This window comes from Stenotrophomonas sp. YJH_SMC_36, assembly GCF_059369935.1.
The window spans coordinates 227,977-244,974 of the sequence record NZ_JCAFTD010000003.1 but is presented as its reverse complement, the minus strand read 5'-3'; the positions used below and the strand labels follow the sequence as shown (position 1 = coordinate 244,974).

Annotated in this window: 15 protein-coding genes; 8 read left to right on the top strand and 7 right to left on the bottom strand. The window is 67.8% G+C overall.

Going from position 1 to position 16,998, the window contains the following annotated elements; genetic code table 11:
- Position 1: 1 nt before the first annotated feature.
- A complete protein-coding gene (locus AC5P76_RS07685) occupies positions 2–355 on the top strand; it encodes an SH3 domain-containing protein (RefSeq protein ID WP_053519854.1) in 354 nt (117 codons plus the stop codon).
- Positions 352–1,740, top strand: coding sequence for a dihydrolipoamide acetyltransferase family protein (locus AC5P76_RS07680; RefSeq protein WP_253119312.1), 1,389 nt, complete (start codon positions 352–354; stop codon positions 1,738–1,740). Before AC5P76_RS07685 ends, AC5P76_RS07680 begins: the two co-directional genes overlap by 4 nt.
- A 170-nt stretch (positions 1,741–1,910) precedes the next feature.
- On the opposite strand, the gene AC5P76_RS07675 is transcribed toward AC5P76_RS07680, so the two are convergent.
- The 3 genes from AC5P76_RS07675 to AC5P76_RS07665 form a co-directional block, all read right to left on the bottom strand.
- Positions 1,911–2,297, bottom strand: coding sequence for a VOC family protein (locus AC5P76_RS07675; RefSeq protein WP_495222716.1), 387 nt, complete (start codon positions 2,295–2,297; stop codon positions 1,911–1,913).
- 122 nt (positions 2,298–2,419) lie between these two features.
- Positions 2,420–3,127 carry a helix-turn-helix transcriptional regulator gene (locus AC5P76_RS07670; protein ID WP_065174363.1) on the bottom strand — a complete coding sequence of 236 codons (708 nt, stop codon included), beginning with the start codon at positions 3,125–3,127 and terminating at the stop codon, positions 2,420–2,422.
- Positions 3,127–3,762 (bottom strand): Rossmann-fold NAD(P)-binding domain-containing protein, encoded by a 636-nt coding sequence (locus AC5P76_RS07665; RefSeq protein WP_065174362.1) that lies wholly within the window; start codon positions 3,760–3,762, stop codon positions 3,127–3,129. Before AC5P76_RS07665 ends, AC5P76_RS07670 begins: the two co-directional genes overlap by 1 nt.
- Before the next feature lie 105 nt (positions 3,763–3,867).
- On the opposite strand from AC5P76_RS07665, the gene AC5P76_RS07660 reads away from it, so the two are divergent.
- Positions 3,868–5,406 carry a GGDEF domain-containing protein gene (locus tag AC5P76_RS07660; RefSeq protein WP_053519859.1) on the top strand — a complete coding sequence of 513 codons (1,539 nt, stop codon included), beginning with the start codon at positions 3,868–3,870 and terminating at the stop codon, positions 5,404–5,406.
- Between the two features lie 52 nt (positions 5,407–5,458).
- On the opposite strand, the gene AC5P76_RS07655 is transcribed toward AC5P76_RS07660, so the two are convergent.
- Entirely contained in the window at positions 5,459–6,385 is a 927-nt protein-coding gene (locus AC5P76_RS07655; protein ID WP_111186575.1) for a DUF808 domain-containing protein, read from the bottom strand.
- Between the two features lie 210 nt (positions 6,386–6,595).
- Between AC5P76_RS07655 and AC5P76_RS07650 the strand changes: the two genes are divergently transcribed.
- Positions 6,596–8,239, top strand: coding sequence for an ABC1 kinase family protein (locus AC5P76_RS07650; protein WP_227255316.1), 1,644 nt, complete (start codon positions 6,596–6,598; stop codon positions 8,237–8,239).
- 283 nt (positions 8,240–8,522) lie between these two features.
- Positions 8,523–10,628 carry a phosphoglycerol transferase I gene (locus tag AC5P76_RS07645; protein ID WP_253119315.1) on the top strand — a complete coding sequence of 702 codons (2,106 nt, stop codon included), beginning with the start codon at positions 8,523–8,525 and terminating at the stop codon, positions 10,626–10,628.
- A 527-nt stretch (positions 10,629–11,155) separates the two neighbouring features.
- Here AC5P76_RS07645 and AC5P76_RS07640 read toward each other — a convergent pair.
- Positions 11,156–13,549, bottom strand: coding sequence for a DUF3772 domain-containing protein (locus tag AC5P76_RS07640; RefSeq protein ID WP_253119330.1), 2,394 nt, complete (start codon positions 13,547–13,549; stop codon positions 11,156–11,158).
- 140 nt (positions 13,550–13,689) lie between these two features.
- Entirely contained in the window at positions 13,690–13,938 is a 249-nt protein-coding gene (locus AC5P76_RS07635; RefSeq protein WP_053520409.1) for a hypothetical protein, read from the bottom strand.
- 182 nt (positions 13,939–14,120) lie between these two features.
- On the opposite strand from AC5P76_RS07635, the gene AC5P76_RS07630 reads away from it, so the two are divergent.
- The 3 genes from AC5P76_RS07630 (at position 14,121) to AC5P76_RS07620 (ending at position 16,441) form a co-directional block, all read left to right on the top strand.
- Positions 14,121–14,615 (top strand): lipocalin family protein, encoded by a 495-nt coding sequence (locus AC5P76_RS07630; RefSeq protein WP_053520408.1) that lies wholly within the window; start codon positions 14,121–14,123, stop codon positions 14,613–14,615.
- A gap of 9 nt (positions 14,616–14,624) precedes the next feature.
- Positions 14,625–15,833, top strand: coding sequence for an NAD(P)/FAD-dependent oxidoreductase (locus tag AC5P76_RS07625; protein ID WP_253119318.1), 1,209 nt, complete (start codon positions 14,625–14,627; stop codon positions 15,831–15,833).
- Positions 15,834–15,958: 125 nt separating this feature from the next.
- Positions 15,959–16,441 (top strand): hypothetical protein, encoded by a 483-nt coding sequence (locus AC5P76_RS07620; protein ID WP_253119321.1) that lies wholly within the window; start codon positions 15,959–15,961, stop codon positions 16,439–16,441.
- An 86-nt stretch (positions 16,442–16,527) separates the two neighbouring features.
- On the opposite strand, the gene AC5P76_RS07615 is transcribed toward AC5P76_RS07620, so the two are convergent.
- Positions 16,528–16,962, bottom strand: a complete 435-nt coding sequence (locus AC5P76_RS07615; protein ID WP_053520368.1) for a PepSY domain-containing protein — start codon at positions 16,960–16,962, stop codon at positions 16,528–16,530.
- Positions 16,963–16,998: the final 36 nt, after the last annotated feature.

Below are 16,998 nucleotides of genomic sequence, written 5' to 3'. Positions count from 1 at the left end.
CATGCGGGCCCGCCTCCTTGGGGCTTACCGCAGCCAGTATCCCAACCCGCTCCGGTTCCGCACCGGCCAGATCGTCGAAGTAGGCGTACGTGACGAGGAATGGCCGGCGTTTGCCTGGGTACGCACCAGCGATGGACGCGCCGGCTGGGCGCCCGTCGCCTGGCTGCAACTGCTGGACGACGGTCGCGCGGAAGCCCTGCGTGATTACGACGCCCGCGAGCTGGATGTGGAAAGCGGCGAGATGGTCAAGCTGCATCACGAACACGGCGGATGGTGGTGGTCCGAGCGCGCCAATGGTGCGACGGGCTGGCTGCCGGCCCGCGAACTGGAACTGCTGGAAGAGAACTGCAAATGAGCCAGACCAAGAATTTCAACCTGCCCGACCTGGGCGAAGGCCTGCCGGACGCGACCATCGTCGAGTGGTTCGTGAAGGAAGGCGATGTGATCAAGCTGGACGAGCCGCTGGTGTCGATGGAGACCGCCAAGGCCGTGGTGGAAGTGCCGTCGCCGGTCTCCGGCAAGGTGCTGAAGCTGTCCGGTGCGGCCGGCGACATCATTCCGACCGGCTCGGTGCTGGCCAGCTTCGAGATCGACCCGAACCTGCCGCAGCGTGCCGATGGCCAGGACACCGGCCACAGCCACGGCCATGCGCCGGCACCGGCTGCGGCCGCAGCACCGACCCCGCCGCCGCTGCCGACTCCGGCACCGGCCGCCGCCGCCGAGGACGCCAAGGCCGAGCGCGATGACGCCGGCACAGTGGTCGGCGCGATGCAGAGCTCCAATGCCGTGCACACCGAGCAGGCGCTGGCCGTCGGTGGCGTCAAGGCCGTACCGGCGGTGCGTGCGATGGCCCGCAAGCTGGGCGTCGACCTGAGCCGCGTGCGCGCCACCGGCAGCGATGGCGCGGTGACCATGGCCGACGTCAAGCAGGCCGCCGCCAACGGCACCGCCAAGCTCGGCGCCGCGCCGGCCCCGGCTGCCGCTGCGGCCTATGCCGCGCCGGCCCCGGCGCAGGTGTCTGCGCCGGTTCAGAACGAAACCCGCACCCCCTTGTCTGCGGCGGGCAAGCCGATGCGCACGCAACCGCCGGGCGTGGTCGCCAAGGGCCAGCCGGAACCGCTGAAGGGCGTGCGCCGCAACATGGCGCGGGTGATGGCCGATGCGCACAGCAAGGTTGTACCGACCACGCTCAACGACGACGCCGACATCCATGCCTGGCTGCCCGGCAACGACGTCACCGCCCGCCTGGTGCGTGCCATCGTGGTTGCCGCGCAGAAGGTGCCGGCGATGAACGCCTGGTTCGATGGCGAAGCGCTGACCCGCACCCTGCACGCGCAGGTGGACATTGGCATCGCCGTGGACACCGACGACGGCCTGTTCGTGCCGGCCCTGCGCAACGCCGACATGCTGGATGCCCGTGGCATCCGCGAGGGCGTGAACCGCCTGCGCGAGCAGGTGGAAGCGCGCTCGATCGCGGCCTCGGAACTGAGTGGCTACACCATCTCGCTGTCCAACTTCGGCATGTTCGCCGGCCGCTACGCGACCCCGGTCGTGGTGCCGCCGTGCGTGGCCATCGTCGGTGCCGGCCGTGCCCGCCACCAGATGACCCCGGTGATGGGCGGCGTGGAAGCGCACAAGGTCATCCCGCTGTCGGTCACCTTCGACCACCGCGCAGCCACCGGCGGCGAAGCTGCCCGCTTCCTGCGCGCGATGATGGACGACCTGGCCCTGGCCAGCTGATCGACCACCACCTCTGAAACACAGAAGACGCCGGGCAGTGCCCGGCGTTTTTTTGTGCGCGCTCTACGGCAGAGCCGAGCCCATGCTCGGCAGCTTCCTGCTGGTCAACCGAAGGTGGGCGGAACCACATCCGGGAACAGCGGAACCGGCAGGTACCGGCTCCCCTCATTTCAACCGCGCGCGGGCAGGCCCTCGGCGCGGCTGTACACACGCAGGCGGTGCCCATCCGGATCAACACCCACGAAGGTATGCCCGAATTCCAGGGTGACCGGGGCCTGCACGATCTGCACGCCGAGTGCGCGCCACGCGTCGTGCATCTGCTGTACAGCCTCCGGGTTGGCGACCACCATCGCCAGTTCCGCGGCGCCGGCCTGCGTGGACACCGGCGGCTGCACGTCATCGCGCTGCCACAGGCCGAGCGCGGCGCCGTCGCCGAGCAGGAACAGGGCAAAGCCGGGCGACTGCTCGACGGGGGGTGTGCCGAGGATGCCGCTGTAGAAGGCGGTGCTGGCAGCGACATCGCTTGCGTACTGCAGCAGGGTGCTGGGCCTGAACATGGGGACGCTCCGTTGTTGGGAGCCTTCATGGTGGTACCGCCCTGCTGACAGATTCTGTCAGCAGCATCGCGATTGTTCGCCCGCTGTTCGCCAAGCTCGAAGGCCGTCGAGCAAGCCCGATGCTACGAACGATCCAACCAGTCCGGTGCGATGCCCTGGGCCTTCTGCCAGCGCCGCAGCAGGATCGCGCGTGGCACGTGATAGCGATCCTCCAGCGCGCGCACCTGCCGGATGCGGTCCAGCCGGAAGTGGCGGAAGTCTTCGCGGCTCTCGCACCACGCCGCCAGCATCGGAACTTCGTCGAAGTAGCCCAGCGCGAAGGGCCAGACGATGCGCTCGCTGCGCTGGCCGTGCGCATCTTCGTAGCCGAACTTCAGGCGCTGCTGTGCGCTTACGGCTTCGCGCACGGCCTGGAGCCGGGCCGCCGGTACCTTCGCCGCTGTTCGTGAAGGGCCCACGCGCAGACCGCTGTCACGCAGTGCCTCGCGGCGGGCGGCGGGCAACACATGCGCGATGCGCGCCAACGCATCACGGGCAGCCTCGGCCAGCGCCGGCTCGGTGCGGGCCGCAACCCAGCGCAGGCCCAGCACCAGCGCGTCGATCTCGGCCGGTGGCAGGGTCATCGGCGGCAGCGTGTCGCTCGGCGCGAGCTGGTAGCCGACGCCGGCCTCGCCGCGCAGGTCAGCGCCCTGCCCGCGCAGCGTCTCGATGTCGCGGTACAGCGTACGCAGGCTGATACCCAGCGCATCGGCCAGCACCTGTCCGGCCACCGGCCGTCGATGGCGGCGCAGCAGCTGCAGCAGCTGGGTCAGGCGCAGCGCACGCGACATCAGCCGACCAGTGCGCTTGATGTCACCACGTGCTCACCCGGTTGCGGGGCCAGCGCGGCTCCGGTCAGTGCCCTGGCGATCTCGACGGCTGGATTGATCCGCCATGCCCGCGGCAGTGCCGGCCCCAGGGCACCGAGCACCGCCAGTGCGAAACGCTCGCCACGACGGACCTCGGTGCGCTCGCCGCCGATCAGTCCAGGCCGCACCAGGGTCAGCGAAGCAAACCCCAGCGCGCGCAGGTCACGCTCCAGCTCACCCTTCACCCGGCTATAGAAGATCGACGACTGCGGGTTGGCACCGGCGGCGGAATTCAATACATAGGTCTTCGCGCCCTGTGCCTGTGCGAGGCGGGCGAACGCCAGCGGATAGTCATGGTCGATGCGGTGGAAGGCCTCGCGGCTGCCGGCCTGGGCGATGGTGCTGCCCAGCGCGCAGATGACCGCGTCCACGCGCGCCCACTCAGGCGAGGCCGGCAGCGCGTCAAAGGCCAGCACCGGGTTCTCCAGCTTCCCATGGGTCAACGCCAGCGGACGCCGGGTGGGCGCGATCACGGCGCTGCAGCGCGGGTCGTCCAGCAGCCCGGGCAGTGTCAGCCCGCCGACCAGGCCGGTCGCCCCCAGCAACATCACGCGCATCACCACCTCCCGTGCGGCATCCTGTCGCCCATCCTAGCCGTTCAAGCCATCGGCAGCCGCGCCGATATGCTGGAACCAGACCCTGCCAGCCCCAGGATTCGCTCCATGACGGACCACCCCGATCCGCGCCCCGCCCCCGGCACCGCCCTCGGTCCGCCGGCACGCGTGCGCGCGGTTGCCGACGCGGGTGAGGGCGAGCGCGTGGTCCTGCAGGGCGGCAGCAGCGCAAGCCTGCAACGGCTCTTTGCCGGTGCCGATGCGCCGGAGCCGCTGCTGGCCGCGTTCGCCAATGGCATGGCGACGCTGCCGGGCGAACTGGGCGACATGGGTGATCGCCTGCAGTCCGCGCAGGCCAGCGCCGACTGGCCACGCTACGGGCGGGCGATGCGGCAACTGATCGACAAGTACATCCGCACCATCGACCAGCATTCACCGGATGGGCAGCCCGACAGCCTGCGCCTGTCCGAACAGCTGCGCCTGCTGCTGGGCGGCGCGGTAGTGGCGCTGCTGCAGCACGACCCGGACCTGCGCGAGCAGGCGCAGGCGCTGTCCCTTCGCCTGCGCCACTGGCAGCCGGGCAGCGCCCTGGAGCCGATCGAGCAGGGTGTGCGCGAGCTCGGCCATCAGATCGGCGTGCGTGCCGGCAGCTGGCAGGAACAGCAGGCGCTGCTGCTGGAGCTGTTCGCACTGCTGCTGGAGAATGTGAGCGAACTGCTGGACGATCGCAGCTGGCTGCAGGGCCAGATCGCGGCGGTGCGGCAACTGCTGTCCGGCCCGCTGCAGGCCGAGGCCGTTGAACGAACGCGTGCCGAGCTGCGCGAGGTGATCTACCGGCAGGGCCTGCTGCGCCAGGGCATCGACGACTCCAAGGCGGCGATGCGCGGACTGATGGGGGATTTCATCGAACGCATGGATGGCATGGCCACCAGCACCGGTGAATACCATGACCGTATCGGCAGCTACGCACTGCAGCTGCGCGAGGCGCGCAGCATCGCCGATCTGAACCAGCTGCTGCAGGAGGTGATGCGCGATACCGGCAAAGTGCAGCAGCAGGCCGCGCAGGCACGCGACCACCTGGCTGCCGCACGGCTGGACGTGGAGCGCGCTGAACAACGCATCGCCGAGCTGGAACAGGAACTGCGCATGGCCGGCGACCTCGCGCGCATCGATCCGCTGACCCAGGCACTGAACCGCCGGGGCCTGGACGAACTGCTGCAGCGCGAGCTGGCGCGCGCCGAACGCAACAACACGCCGCTGGGCGTGGCGGTGATCGATCTGGATGACTTCCACCAGACCAACAACGCGCATGGTCACGCCGGCGGTGACGCGCTGCTGCAGCACATGGTGGCGGTGTGCAGGCTGCTGCTGCGCGCCACCGATGGCATCGCGCGGCTGGGCGGCGACGAGTTCGTGCTGGTGCTGCCGGAGACCCCCGGTGCGGACAGCATGGCCACCGTGCAGCGCCTGCAGCGCTCACTGGCGCATCGGGTACTGACCGTGCAGGACCGGCGCGTGCCGGTGCATTTCAGTGCCGGACTGGCGCAATGGCAGCCCGGCGATGACAGCGAGGCGCTGCTGCGACGGGCCGACGAGGCGCTGTACGCGGCCAAGCGGCAGGGCAAGAACCGCGTGCAGGCGGGCTGAAGCGCTCCGCCGGGCATGGCCCGGCGCTACCGCCGCCGGTCCGGCGACGCGGCTACTTCCCGCGCAGCTTCTGGATGCCGGTCACCGCCGCCAGCACGATGGCGCCAGCGACGATACCCACCACCATGTTGGCAACCGCGCCGATCAGCCAGCCCCACTGGCCCTGGCCACCGAGCGCCTGCACCGCGTGGTGCAGCGCCGGCACGTTGTGCACCAGAATGCCGCCGCCGACCAGAAACATGGCCACGGTGCCGGCGATCGACAGGAACTTCATCAACCACGGCGCCGATGCGACCAGGCCGCGTCCGAACGCTGCGACCGCTCCGCCCTTGCGCGAGAGGTACAGGCCCGCGTCGTCCAGCTTGACGATGCCGGCAACCAGTCCGTAGACGAACACCGTCATCGCCAATGCGACCACCACCAGGGTGAGCACCTGCTGGGAGAACGAGGCGGCGGCAACCACGCCCAGTGTCAGGACGATGATCTCGGCAGAGAGGATGAAGTCGGTACGGATCGCACCTTTCACCTTGTCCTTCTCCCACGCCACCATGTCCACCTGCGCATCGGCCAGTGCCTTGCGCCGCTCGGCCTGGTGCTCGGCGTCCTCGTCCGCCGAATGCAGGAAACGGTGCGCCAGCTTTTCCACGCCCTCGAAGCAAAGGAATGCGCCACCGATCATCATCAAGGGCACGATCAGCGGCACGTTCCAGCCACGACCATGCAGCCAGGCTTCCAGGGCGCTGATCGCCAGCGCGGCCGGAACCAGGATCACCTTGTTGAGCAGCGAGCCTTTGGCCACCGCCCAGACCACAGGCAGTTCACGGTTGGCAGAAACACCGGTTACCTGCTGCGCGTTCAGCGCCAGGTCGTCGCCAAGCACACCGGCCGTCTTCTTCGCGGCCACCTTGGTCAGGATCGAGACGTCATCGAGCAGCGTCGCGATATCGTCGAGCAGGGCAAACAGGCTGGCACCGGCCATGGGGGTTCCAGGAGGGAGGATGGACGGATTCTGACCGATCCAACGGCCCGGGAGGAAGTGGATTCACCGCGTGCCTACCCTGCCCCGGCCAGACTGGCGAGGTGATCCCGTTCCGCCGGGCATGGCCCGGCACTACCGGTCGTTGTCCACAAGGAGTGCCGTTTGAACAATCCGCCCACCGCCACTGGCAATCCACCGCTGGTAAAAGGCATGAGCCGTCGCAGCCAGATCCTGCGCCTGCTGATGCGCTACCGTCATTCGGGGGTGTTCTCCGGCATGAACCTGGACGCAGCCGGCAGCCAGGCCGAGGTGCCGGCCGACGGCAATCCCGAGCAGTTCGTCAGTGACCTGGAAGCGCTGGGGCCGACGTTCGTCAAGCTGGGCCAGATGCTGTCCACACGTCCAGACATGGTGCCGGTGGAGTTCGCCACGGCACTGGAGCGCATGCAGGAGAAGGTGGCCGAGATTCCGGTCGAACGCATCCATGCCATCGTCGAGCAGGAGCTGGGGGCACCGGTGAGCAAGCTGTTCGCGGCCTTCGACCCCGAGCCGCTGGGCTGCGCCTCGATCGCCCAGGTCCATCGTGCGGTGATGCATGACGGCCGGCAGGTCGCGGTGAAGGTGCAGAAGCCGGAGGTCGCCGCGCAGCTGCGTTCGGACCTGGAAGCGTTGCGCAGCTTCGCTCTGGCCGCCGATCACCTGACCCAGGTCGGCCGCCGGGTCCGCCTGCGCGACTGGCTCAACGAGTTCGCCAAGACCCTGATGCAGGAGCTGGATTACCACGCCGAGGCCGAGAACCTGGCCCGCTTCGGCCGCCATCTGCGGCCCTTCCGGCGCCTGTGGGTCCCGCAGCCGATCTGGGATTACAGCAGCCAGCGCGTGCTGACCATGGAGCTGGCCACCGGCGTTCGCGTGGACGCGATACCCGGCGTACGCCGTACCGAGCAGTCGATGGACCCGTTGGCAGCCGCGCTGATCCGGGGCTACCTGGACCAGATCTTCGTGCATGGCGAGATCCACGCCGATCCCCATCCGGGCAACCTGCGGGTGATGCCCGATGGTCGCCTCGCCATCTTCGATCTGGGCATGGTCGCGCACATGCCACCGCGGCTGCGCGAGCGCCTGCTGAAGATCCTGTTCGCCGCCGTCGATGGCCGCGGCGAAGAAGTGGCGGACGATCTGATCAGCATCAGCACCCGGCTGGAAGCCTTCGACGAGGAGCGTTACCTGCGCGAGACCGGCCAGTTGATCGCGCGCTATGCCGCCAGCGGCAACTTCTCCGAGGGACGCGTGGTGCTGGACATGGTGCGCATCGCCACGGCCTGTGGATTGCGTACGCCGCCGGAACTGAGCCTGCTGGGCAAGGCGCTGCTGAACCTGGAGACGGTCTGCCGCCTGCTCGCGCCCGAACTGGACACGCGCCGCATCGTCGAGCGCCAGCTGCAGCATGTGATGCGCGCGCGCCTGAAGAAGTCGCTGTCGGCCGCCAACCTCGCCAGCGAGGCGATGGAGCTGCAGCAGCTGCTGCGCGATGGGCCGCGCAAGCTGTCGGACATCATGGCCCTGCTGGCCGAGAACCGCCTGCAGATGAAGGTGACCGGGCTGGAGGAATCACGGCTGATGGAGAACCTGCAGAAGATCGCCAACCGCGTGGCGGCGGGCATCATCAGCGCAGCGCTGATTCTCGCCGCATCGCTGATGATGAAGCTCGATACCGGCTGGCATGTGTTCGGTTACCCGGCGATCGCGCTGGTGCTGATGCTGATCGGCGTGGCGTTGGGGCTGGGCATCGTCACCAGCGCGCTGTTGTTCGATCGGCGCGCGCGGGCACGCGAGGAACGCGGCCATCGATGAGCGGAGTGCGTGGTGCGCGACATGTGCACCTGCGCCATACGTCCATCTCCGAAGTGCCCCATTCATGCGGTTCTTAATGCAATCCAACGCGCGTTTTCACGCCCGTTTTACTTGATCGCGCTGTTACCGCACGCGGTCGATCAACAAACATTTCAGTCAGGTTCGTGCATGCACTATCGGGTCATCGGCCTGTCATGCACACGTGCTAGCGGCAGCGCCGGTCGGATGGACACGCGTCGGTACGACGTCCATCGCACCACCCCGTTCACTGCCGAAGCCGCCTATGCTCTGGATCCTTCTGCTGTCGTTGTTGCTGCTGGTCTGGCTGTTCCTCGCTTCCGACAAATGGATGTGGTGGAAGGCCGGTTCGTTCTCACTGCTGTTGCTGGCGCTCAGCACGTGGTGGCTGATCGACAAGCTCTCCGGTGACGGACTCAACGCCGCCACGCTGTACCACCTGGGTGCGGACATGGAGGGTGCCGGCGTCGCCGACTTCAAGGGCTACATCGCCGGCTTCATCGTGCTGGCCCTGGTTTCGCTGCTGCCGCTGTTCGCCACGCGGGTCCGCCGCTGGCATCGGCCCGGACGGGGTGCGGCCTGGTTCGCCGGCTTCGCCGTCGCATGGGTGGTCACGCTCATGGTCAGTCCGCTGGCGCGCGACGGCCAGCGTCTTTACCAGCAGCTGCGACCGGTTGATTTCGCGCGCATCGCGCCGGAATACCAGGTGCCTACCCAACCGTTGCAGCGGCCGCGCAACATCGTCTGGATCTACGGCGAAAGTCTTGAACGCACTTATCTGGACGAGAACGTGTTCCCCGGGCTGATGCCCAATCTCAATCGTCTGGCCGCCAGTTCGCTGGATGTGCGCGGCCTGGCATCGGCCGAAGGCAGTGGCTGGACCATCGCCGGGCTGGTGGCATCGATGTGCGGCGTGCCGCTGACCACCTCGCAGGGCGATGAGAACAGCATGGACCGGATGGGCAGCTTCCTGCCCAAGGCCGTGTGCCTGGGCGACTACCTGAAGCAGCAGGGCTACACCAACCATTATCTGGGCGGCGCCAACGGCCAGTTCGCCGGCAAGGGCCAGTTCCTGGCCAGCCACGGCTTCGACGAAGTACATGATCTGGCGTGGTTCAAGCAGCAGAAGAAGATCGGGCGCATTCACTACTCTGCTTGGGGCGTACACGATGACGTGCTGCTGGACACCGCCTACCAGCGCTTCGAGCAGCTCTCGCGCGCCGGCGCACCGTTCATGCTGACCACGCTGACCATGGATACGCACCATCCCGCAGGCCACCTGCCGGTGTCGTGCAAGGGCGAACGCTACCAGAGCCAGTACGGCAACATCGGCCTGCTCAACGCGCTCAAATGCACCGACCGCCTGATCTCGCAGCTGGTCCAGCGCATCCAGGCCAGTCCGTACGGCAAGGACACGTTGATCGTGATCGCCTCGGACCATCTGGCGATGCCCAACGATCTCAGCCACGTGCTGGCCAGGCAGAAGCGCGAGAACCTGCTGCTGTTCCTCGGTGATGGCGTGGCGCCGCGCCAGCTGGCGGCGGAGAACGGCTCGACGCTGGACTCCGGCGCCACCCTGCTGGGCCTGCTCGATCCGGGCCTGCGCACGATGGGCTTCGGCCGCTCGCTGCTGGACGAAACGCGTGCCCCCAGTGCCAGCGTCGCGGCGCGTCGCGATGGCGGCCGCGATTACCCGCAGTACCTGGCATTCGCCCGGTCGCTGTGGCTGGGCGAGCCGACCCGCGAACTGAGGATCGACAACGACGACCAGGTGGTGGTGGGCATGCAGCACGTGCAGCCGCCGGTCCTGCTGGAGTACGACAAGGACTGGGGCCTGAAGTCGGTGTATCTGGAGAACACGTCCCGCCAGTTCGACGATGCCGATCCGGACAACACCCTGGCCTATGTGGATCGCTGCACCGCATTCGAGGATGGGTCGGCCGACGGCGACTGGTGCGCCTTGCTGGTGAACCGCGACAACGGCATCAAGCTGTACCGCGACGACGACCTGCGTGGTGGCATCGCGGTGGACGCGCCGCTGGATGCGTTCCAGGGACCGCGCCCGAGCGTGCGCCAGGCCCACATGATCACCCAGAAGGGCCGCCGCACCCGCGCCGGCCAGTACATGCTGCAGCTGGTGGCAAGCACGCGCCCGGATCGCGGTTTCTGGATCGAGGCCGTGTCATCGCAGCGCAAGGTGGTGCTGGCCCAGCAGTGGGTCCAGCCTGATGCCGACGGCAAGATCAATGTGTCCTTCGGACTGGATCACGAAGTGGATGATCTGGAGATCCGCGCCTGGTTGAATCACGCCGAGAAGCTGGCCGTGGATACCTTCGCGCTGGTGCCTTCGCGCAGCCGACCGCGGGGATAGGGTTCTCTGCAGGGCTGCGCCCTGCGCCTGCTGCGAGCTGGAGCAAAGGCAACAGCAACAGCGTGCATTCCGTGGGATGGCGGGGCGGTGTAGGTTGGCAGGACACGCCGTAAACCCATCCATGGGGGCTCGATGGCGCCATCCATGGCGCCAACGGTCCTGCCAACCCACACCGCCCCACCTCTGACGGTTTCCGGCAGCCGTAGGCAGGTGCCGACCTTGGTCGACACTTCTGTCAGATATCGAAATCAATCTGGGGTCAGATCCGTTTTCTGCGGAAGAAAACGGATCTGACCCCAAAAGCAATTCCAGCAGATCGCGGAAATCTGTCGAAGGCGGGGTGGGTCCGGTTGCGGGGGCGTGAGCCGCATGGATGCGGCGACCGAGCTTACATGGACGTACTTGCAGCGGCCCCCGCAACCGGACCCACCCCGCCATCCCATGGAATGCTTGGTGTTGGTGTTGCTGTTGCTGTTGCTGTTGCTCCGGCCTCGGCAGGTGCAGGGCGCAGCCCTGCCGGGAATCCCCTACTCCTGGGGGTCGCGGGTGATGTGGATGTCCGTTGGCGTGGACAGCGGAATGTTCCGCTCCGCCAGGATCTTCAACAGACTGAAATACAGATCGCTGCGGGTGCCGTACACCTGCCGCGGGCTGGCCACGTAGGCGAAGCTGTTGATGGTGATCTGGCCGCCGGCAATGCCGTCGATGTATACCGTGGGCGCGGGCGTCTGCAGCACGCTGGTGTGCGCGCCATAGGCATCCAGCATGGCCTGCCGCAGGCCGGCGACGTCGGTGCTGGTCGGTACCGCGAACTGGATCTGGATGCGGCCCTGGTTGTTGCCCATCGTCATGTTGCGGATGGTCTTGGTGATCAGCTCCGAGTTGGGCACGATCAACGTGGACTTGTCGCCCACCTGGATCTCGGTCGAGCGCACATTGATGCGGCGGATGTCGCCTTCCTGGTCACCCAGCTTCACCCAGTCACCGATCTTCACCGGTCGCTCGGCCAAAAGGATCAGGCCGGAAACAAAATTCTGGGTGATCGCCTGCAGGCCGAAACCAATACCCACCGACAACGCACTGACCAGCAGCGCCAGCTTCTGCAGGTTCAGTCCCATCACCGTCAGGGCCCACAGCACCGCGATGATGATGCCAAGATAGCGGGCGACGGTGCTGATTGAATTGCGCGCGCCCAGATCCAATTCGGTCTTGGGCAGGTAGGTGTCGGCCAGCCAGCGCTGCACCACCTGCATCACCCCCAGCCCGGCCAGCAGCACACCGATGGCCAGTACGATGCGGCCCGGCTCCAGCGTCAGGTCCTTGGCGATGGGAATGCCATTGGCCAGCGACGCGAAGCGCTCCACGATCGAGCCGACATTGCCGAAGGGCGCGGCCAGTGCCAGCAGCGCGATCAGGACCACGAAGGTGCGCAGCACCGCCGACAGCAGCACGCCGGCCTGCTCCAGCCTGGAGACGCTCAGGCCGGTGCTGAGCAGGATGGTCTGGCCAACCTTGCTGTCGGCGTTCAACAGCCAGGTGCAGAAATCATCGACGAACTTGAACAGCAGTGTGGCTGCCAGCACCACGATGCTGCCGCCGATCAACTGCTGGTTCACGAACTTGGCGAAGTTCACATAGCCCAGCAGCGTGGCGATGATCGCCGCCACCACCGCGATGTTGCCAGCCACGCGCGCCAGTACCAACCAACTGCTGCGGCGCACCGGCTGCTGTGCGCCGAGACCATCGGCCTGCGCTTCCAGCTTCGCTTCGGCTTCAGCCGTCTGCCGCCGGTGCAGGCGTGCCAGGGTCACCAGCATGGCCATGATCAGGCCGAGGTAGGTCAGCGCAATCACGCCATCCAGTGCCACCGTGGTCACGTCGCTGGTGCGGGTGGCACGGTCAATGGCCACCAGCACGTTGCTCAGCCAGGCCAGCGCAGCGGCACCCCAGGCGTACTTGCGCAGCTTCAGCGCGGCGGTGTCATCCAGGTTCAGCAGCCGCCAGGAGGGGCGCCTGGGCATCAGCAGGCACGCGCTGAGCGCGGCGATGAAGGCCGCAGCGAAGGTCGCCGCCACCAGGCCATCGGCCACATTCTGCAGGCGCGGGGCGATGCCGCCAATGGCATTCAGCGAAGCCACCAGCACCACCACCGCATAGCCCGGCAGCAGGGTGCCCACCAGCAGCAGCCACATGGCCAGGCCGGAACGGCGCAGGCGGCCGTCCGGCGCGCGTTCCGAGGCGGCAAACCGGCGCCCCAGCGCGCGCAGCCACAGGCGCAGCGGGAACATCATCACCAGTGCTGCGGCCAGGCCGAGCAGCAGGGTGCCCCAGCCGTGCGTGTCGATGGCCTTGGCCAGGGTGTCACGCCCCTGTTGCGCCAACGGGCGCACGCGGGCGATGTCATCGGGAAGCTGATCGGCCACCTGCCGCCAGAGCGACGGCGACAGCGGTGAATCGACCTTGCGGCCCAGTTCCTCGCTGATCTGCGCGGAACGTTGCTTGTCGATGTCCGCACTCAACTGCTGGGCACGCACCGCGATGGATTTTGCCTGGGCCACCGAGGCGGCCAGGGCATCGCGCTCGCGGGTGAGCGTGCGTCGCTGCGCGGCCAGGTCGGGGGGCTCGGTGGTGCCCTGCGGCGCTTCACCCAGCTGGGCCAGCTGCTCATTGAGCTGATCCAGCTGTGGCTGCAGGGACTTGTCCAGCGCCTCGGCATCCCGCTTGGCCTTCGACGCGTTCTCTGAAAGCGTGCCGAGTGTTTCGGTGGCTTCGGCGTCGTCACGCTTGCGCTCGATCTCCTTCAGCGCGCTGTCAATCTGTGCCAGCTGCTGCTTCGGCGTAGGCGCCTCGTTCTGCGCGAGCGCGGGCGCGGACAGCAGAAGGGCAGCACCCAGCAGCAGGCCCAGCCAGGGCCCGCGCATGCGGATCGATTGCAGGAAGGAAGACACGCCAGATGCACACCGGTTCGCGCGGACCACCGCGCCTGCGCGCGACTATACGGCACGACCGGTCAAGGTCGGATGCCCGGGGCGGCACCGCCCGCAGCACCCGCCCCCGCGGTTCAGTACTTCAACCGCAGCTCCTCCACCGTCGGCTGCTGCAGCGCATACCAGTCCTGGAACTCTTCCTCGGTGATTTCGTCCGGGGCGTACACCGCCACCGGAGGCCAGTCGTGGTCGGTCGGCAGCGGCTGGCGCGGACCGGCGCGCAGGCTGTAGCTGACGCCCTCATAGTCCACCAGATCGTCAACCTGCGGCCATTGCTCGCGCGCGAACGCGGTTTCACTCTTCAACAGGATCACCTGGTACATCGGCACCTCCACTTCAGGTTGGATCGGAACACCCGGCGCTGGCGGCAGGATACCGCCGCGCCGATGACAGCGGGAATGACGCCGCGGCGACGCAATGTTCTGGACACCGCCATCGCTCCGGCTTCACCCGCTCGTGGCGAGGCCGTCGGCATCGTGGAGGCCCGTTCCCGCTGCGCCTGCCGATGACCGAACAGCTGCCACTGAAGACCGTCGCCGACCTCAAGCTGCCCCGCTACCTGGGCACCTGGTATGAGATCGCGCGCCTGCCCATGCGCCACGAGCCGGAAGGCTGCACCGATGTCTCGGCGCACTACAGCCTGCTCGACAACGGCAACGTCAGTGTCCACAACCGCTGCCGCATGGACGGCCAGGTCGAGGAGGCCAGCGGCGAAGCCTGCCCCGTCGACAACGACAGCGCGCGCCTGGAAGTGAGCTTCTTGCCCAAGGGCCTGCGCTGGCTGCCCTTCGCCAAGGGCGACTACTGGGTCATCCAGATCGCTCCGGACTACAGCGTGTCGCTGGTTGGCAGCCCCGATCGCCGCTACCTGTGGCTGCTGGCACGCGAGCCGAAGCTGGACGCCACCGTGCGGGACCATTATCTGGCCACGGCGCGGCTGCAGGGCTTCGATCTGTCCGAACTGATCCACACGCCGCACACCGGCCATCCCACCGCCTGACCCATCACCATGGACCTGAAAAGTGGCTATCCCTGGTGGGCCGTACGCAATGGCCTGATCCAGGCATTTCCCCCGCTGGAGGGCGACCTGCGCTGCGATGTGCTGGTGGTCGGCGGCGGCATCACCGGCGCACTGATCGCCGATGAGCTGTCAGCACACGGTCACGAGGTCGCCCTGATCGAGCAGCGCGACATCGGTTGGGGCAGCACCGCCGCCAGCACCGCGCTGTTGCAGTACGAGATCGACACCCATCTGCTGGAACTGGCCCAGCGCTATGGCCACGACGCGGCCACGCTGGCCTACCGGGCCTGTGCCGAGGCGATCCCGGCACTGGGCGAAGTGGCGCGTGGCCTGAAGGACGTGGACTTCCGGCGCATGGACAGCCTGTACCTGGCCAGTCGCCACCGCGACGTGCCCCGCCTAATGGCCGAGGGCCAGGCACGCCGCAGCGCCGGCCTGGACGCCCGCTGGCTGGACCCGGAGGCGCTGGCGGAGCGCTTCGATGTGGACGCCGGCGGCGCATTGCTGACCCGGCAGGCAGCGCGGGTCGACCCTTACTGCCTCACCTATGGATTGCTGAAGCGGGTGCGCCAGCGCGGCGGCCACATTCACGATCGCACCGTGCTGCACACGCTGACGCCAGGCACACGGGGCGTTACCGCCAAGACCGAATCAGGCGCGACGATCCGCGCAGGCCACGTGGTGCTGGCGATGGGATACGCCAACCAGCGCTGGCTCTCGCAGCGCGTCGCACGCAACCGCAGCAGCTATGCCTTCATTACCGACCCTGTCGATGCCGCGGTGCTGGGCCCCCTGCAGCGCACGATGGTGTGGGAAAGCGCGCGCCCCTATCTGTACCTGCGGGCCACCGGCGACCGTCGCCTGCTGGTGGGCGGGCTGGACGATGCCATCGATATTCCGGCACGGCGCGACCGGCGGGTGGAAGGCAAGGCGGACAAGCTCATGAAGCAGCTGCTGCACTGGTTCCCCAAGCTCGACCCGGTGCCGGCATTCTCATGGGCCGGTACCTTCGCCGAGACCGCCGACGGATTGCCGTTCTTCGGCCCGCATGAACAGTGGGGGCCGCGCGTGCACCTGGCAATGGCCTACGGCGGCAATGGCATCACCTATTCCATGATCGGCGCACAGCTGCTGCGGGCCCGCATCGAGCGGCGCAAGCATCCGCTGGCGGAGCTGTTCGGGTTCGGGCGGCTGTGACCTGCCGCCGGGCATGGCCCGGCTCTACCCCAATCCGGCGCCGACAGGCATCATTCAAGCACGCCCTGCTAGCGTCGGCCTGTAACGCCGCGTGTGGCGTGGTCCCTGTCCGCTGGAGCGCCAAGATGATCCGCCCCCTGACCCTGCTGTTGTGCCTGGCCCTGCCCGGGACCGTGCTCGCCCAGTCCGCTGCCGGCGCCACCGCACCGCAGGCATCCGGGCTGGATCTGACATTGCCGCAGGCGCCGATGCGTTACCTCAACGACCCGACGTTGCAGCAGGACCCGCCGGGCACCTACTACGGTGACAAGAGTGGCCCGCGCATGCACGACGATGCCCGCATCGCCGACGTGCAGGACGACAAGGTGAAGGTCTCCGGCAGTTTCACCACCGGCATCGGGTACTCCAAGCGGGGTGGCAACAGCCACTACAACGCCGCCACGCTGAATCTGAGCAAGAACTACACCACCGACGAGGGCAAGACCCGCGGGGTGAACCTCAACATCCACGTCAGCGAAGGCGAGGGCCCGGGGTTCTTCGGCCCGTATGGCGGCTACTACGGTCGCGGCCCGGGCTACTGGGACTACCCGCCGCCCTACGGCTGGTAAGCACCTGCGGGTAGCGCCGGGCCATGCCCGGCGAGCGCAGCGCATGCATCAGGCCGCCGGGCATGGCCCGGCGCTACCCGAGGCGGTCAATCCAGCCAGCCGTCGCGTTCGCTGTGCAGGATGCGGCCGTCATAGCCGCTCAGGCGCACCTCGACCTTCTGGTTGCGGGCATTGCGCGCTTCCAGCGACCAGGTGGCGCCATCGCGCTCCAGCGAGTGGATCTCGCGCAGGCCCTGCGACTGTGCCTTGGCCAGCACCTGCTCGGTCGGCAGCAGCGCGCGGCCGTTGTGTTCATCGAAGATCTCGCCGGTCTTCGGGTCCACGTAGACCTCGCTGAAGCGGCCATCGGCGCGGCTGACGTCGGCTTCCCACAGGCCGTCATCGCGTTCGATCTCGTGGATCTGGGTGTAGCCGGCCTTGCGCAGGGCCTGCTCGGCCTGGGCCATGCCCAGCGGTGCAGCGTGCGCGGCCGGAGCGATGGCCAGCACGGCGACGGTGGCGAGGGTGAGCGACTTCAGCATGGGAGTTCTCCTGTTCGTGGCCGGACCATTCCGGCA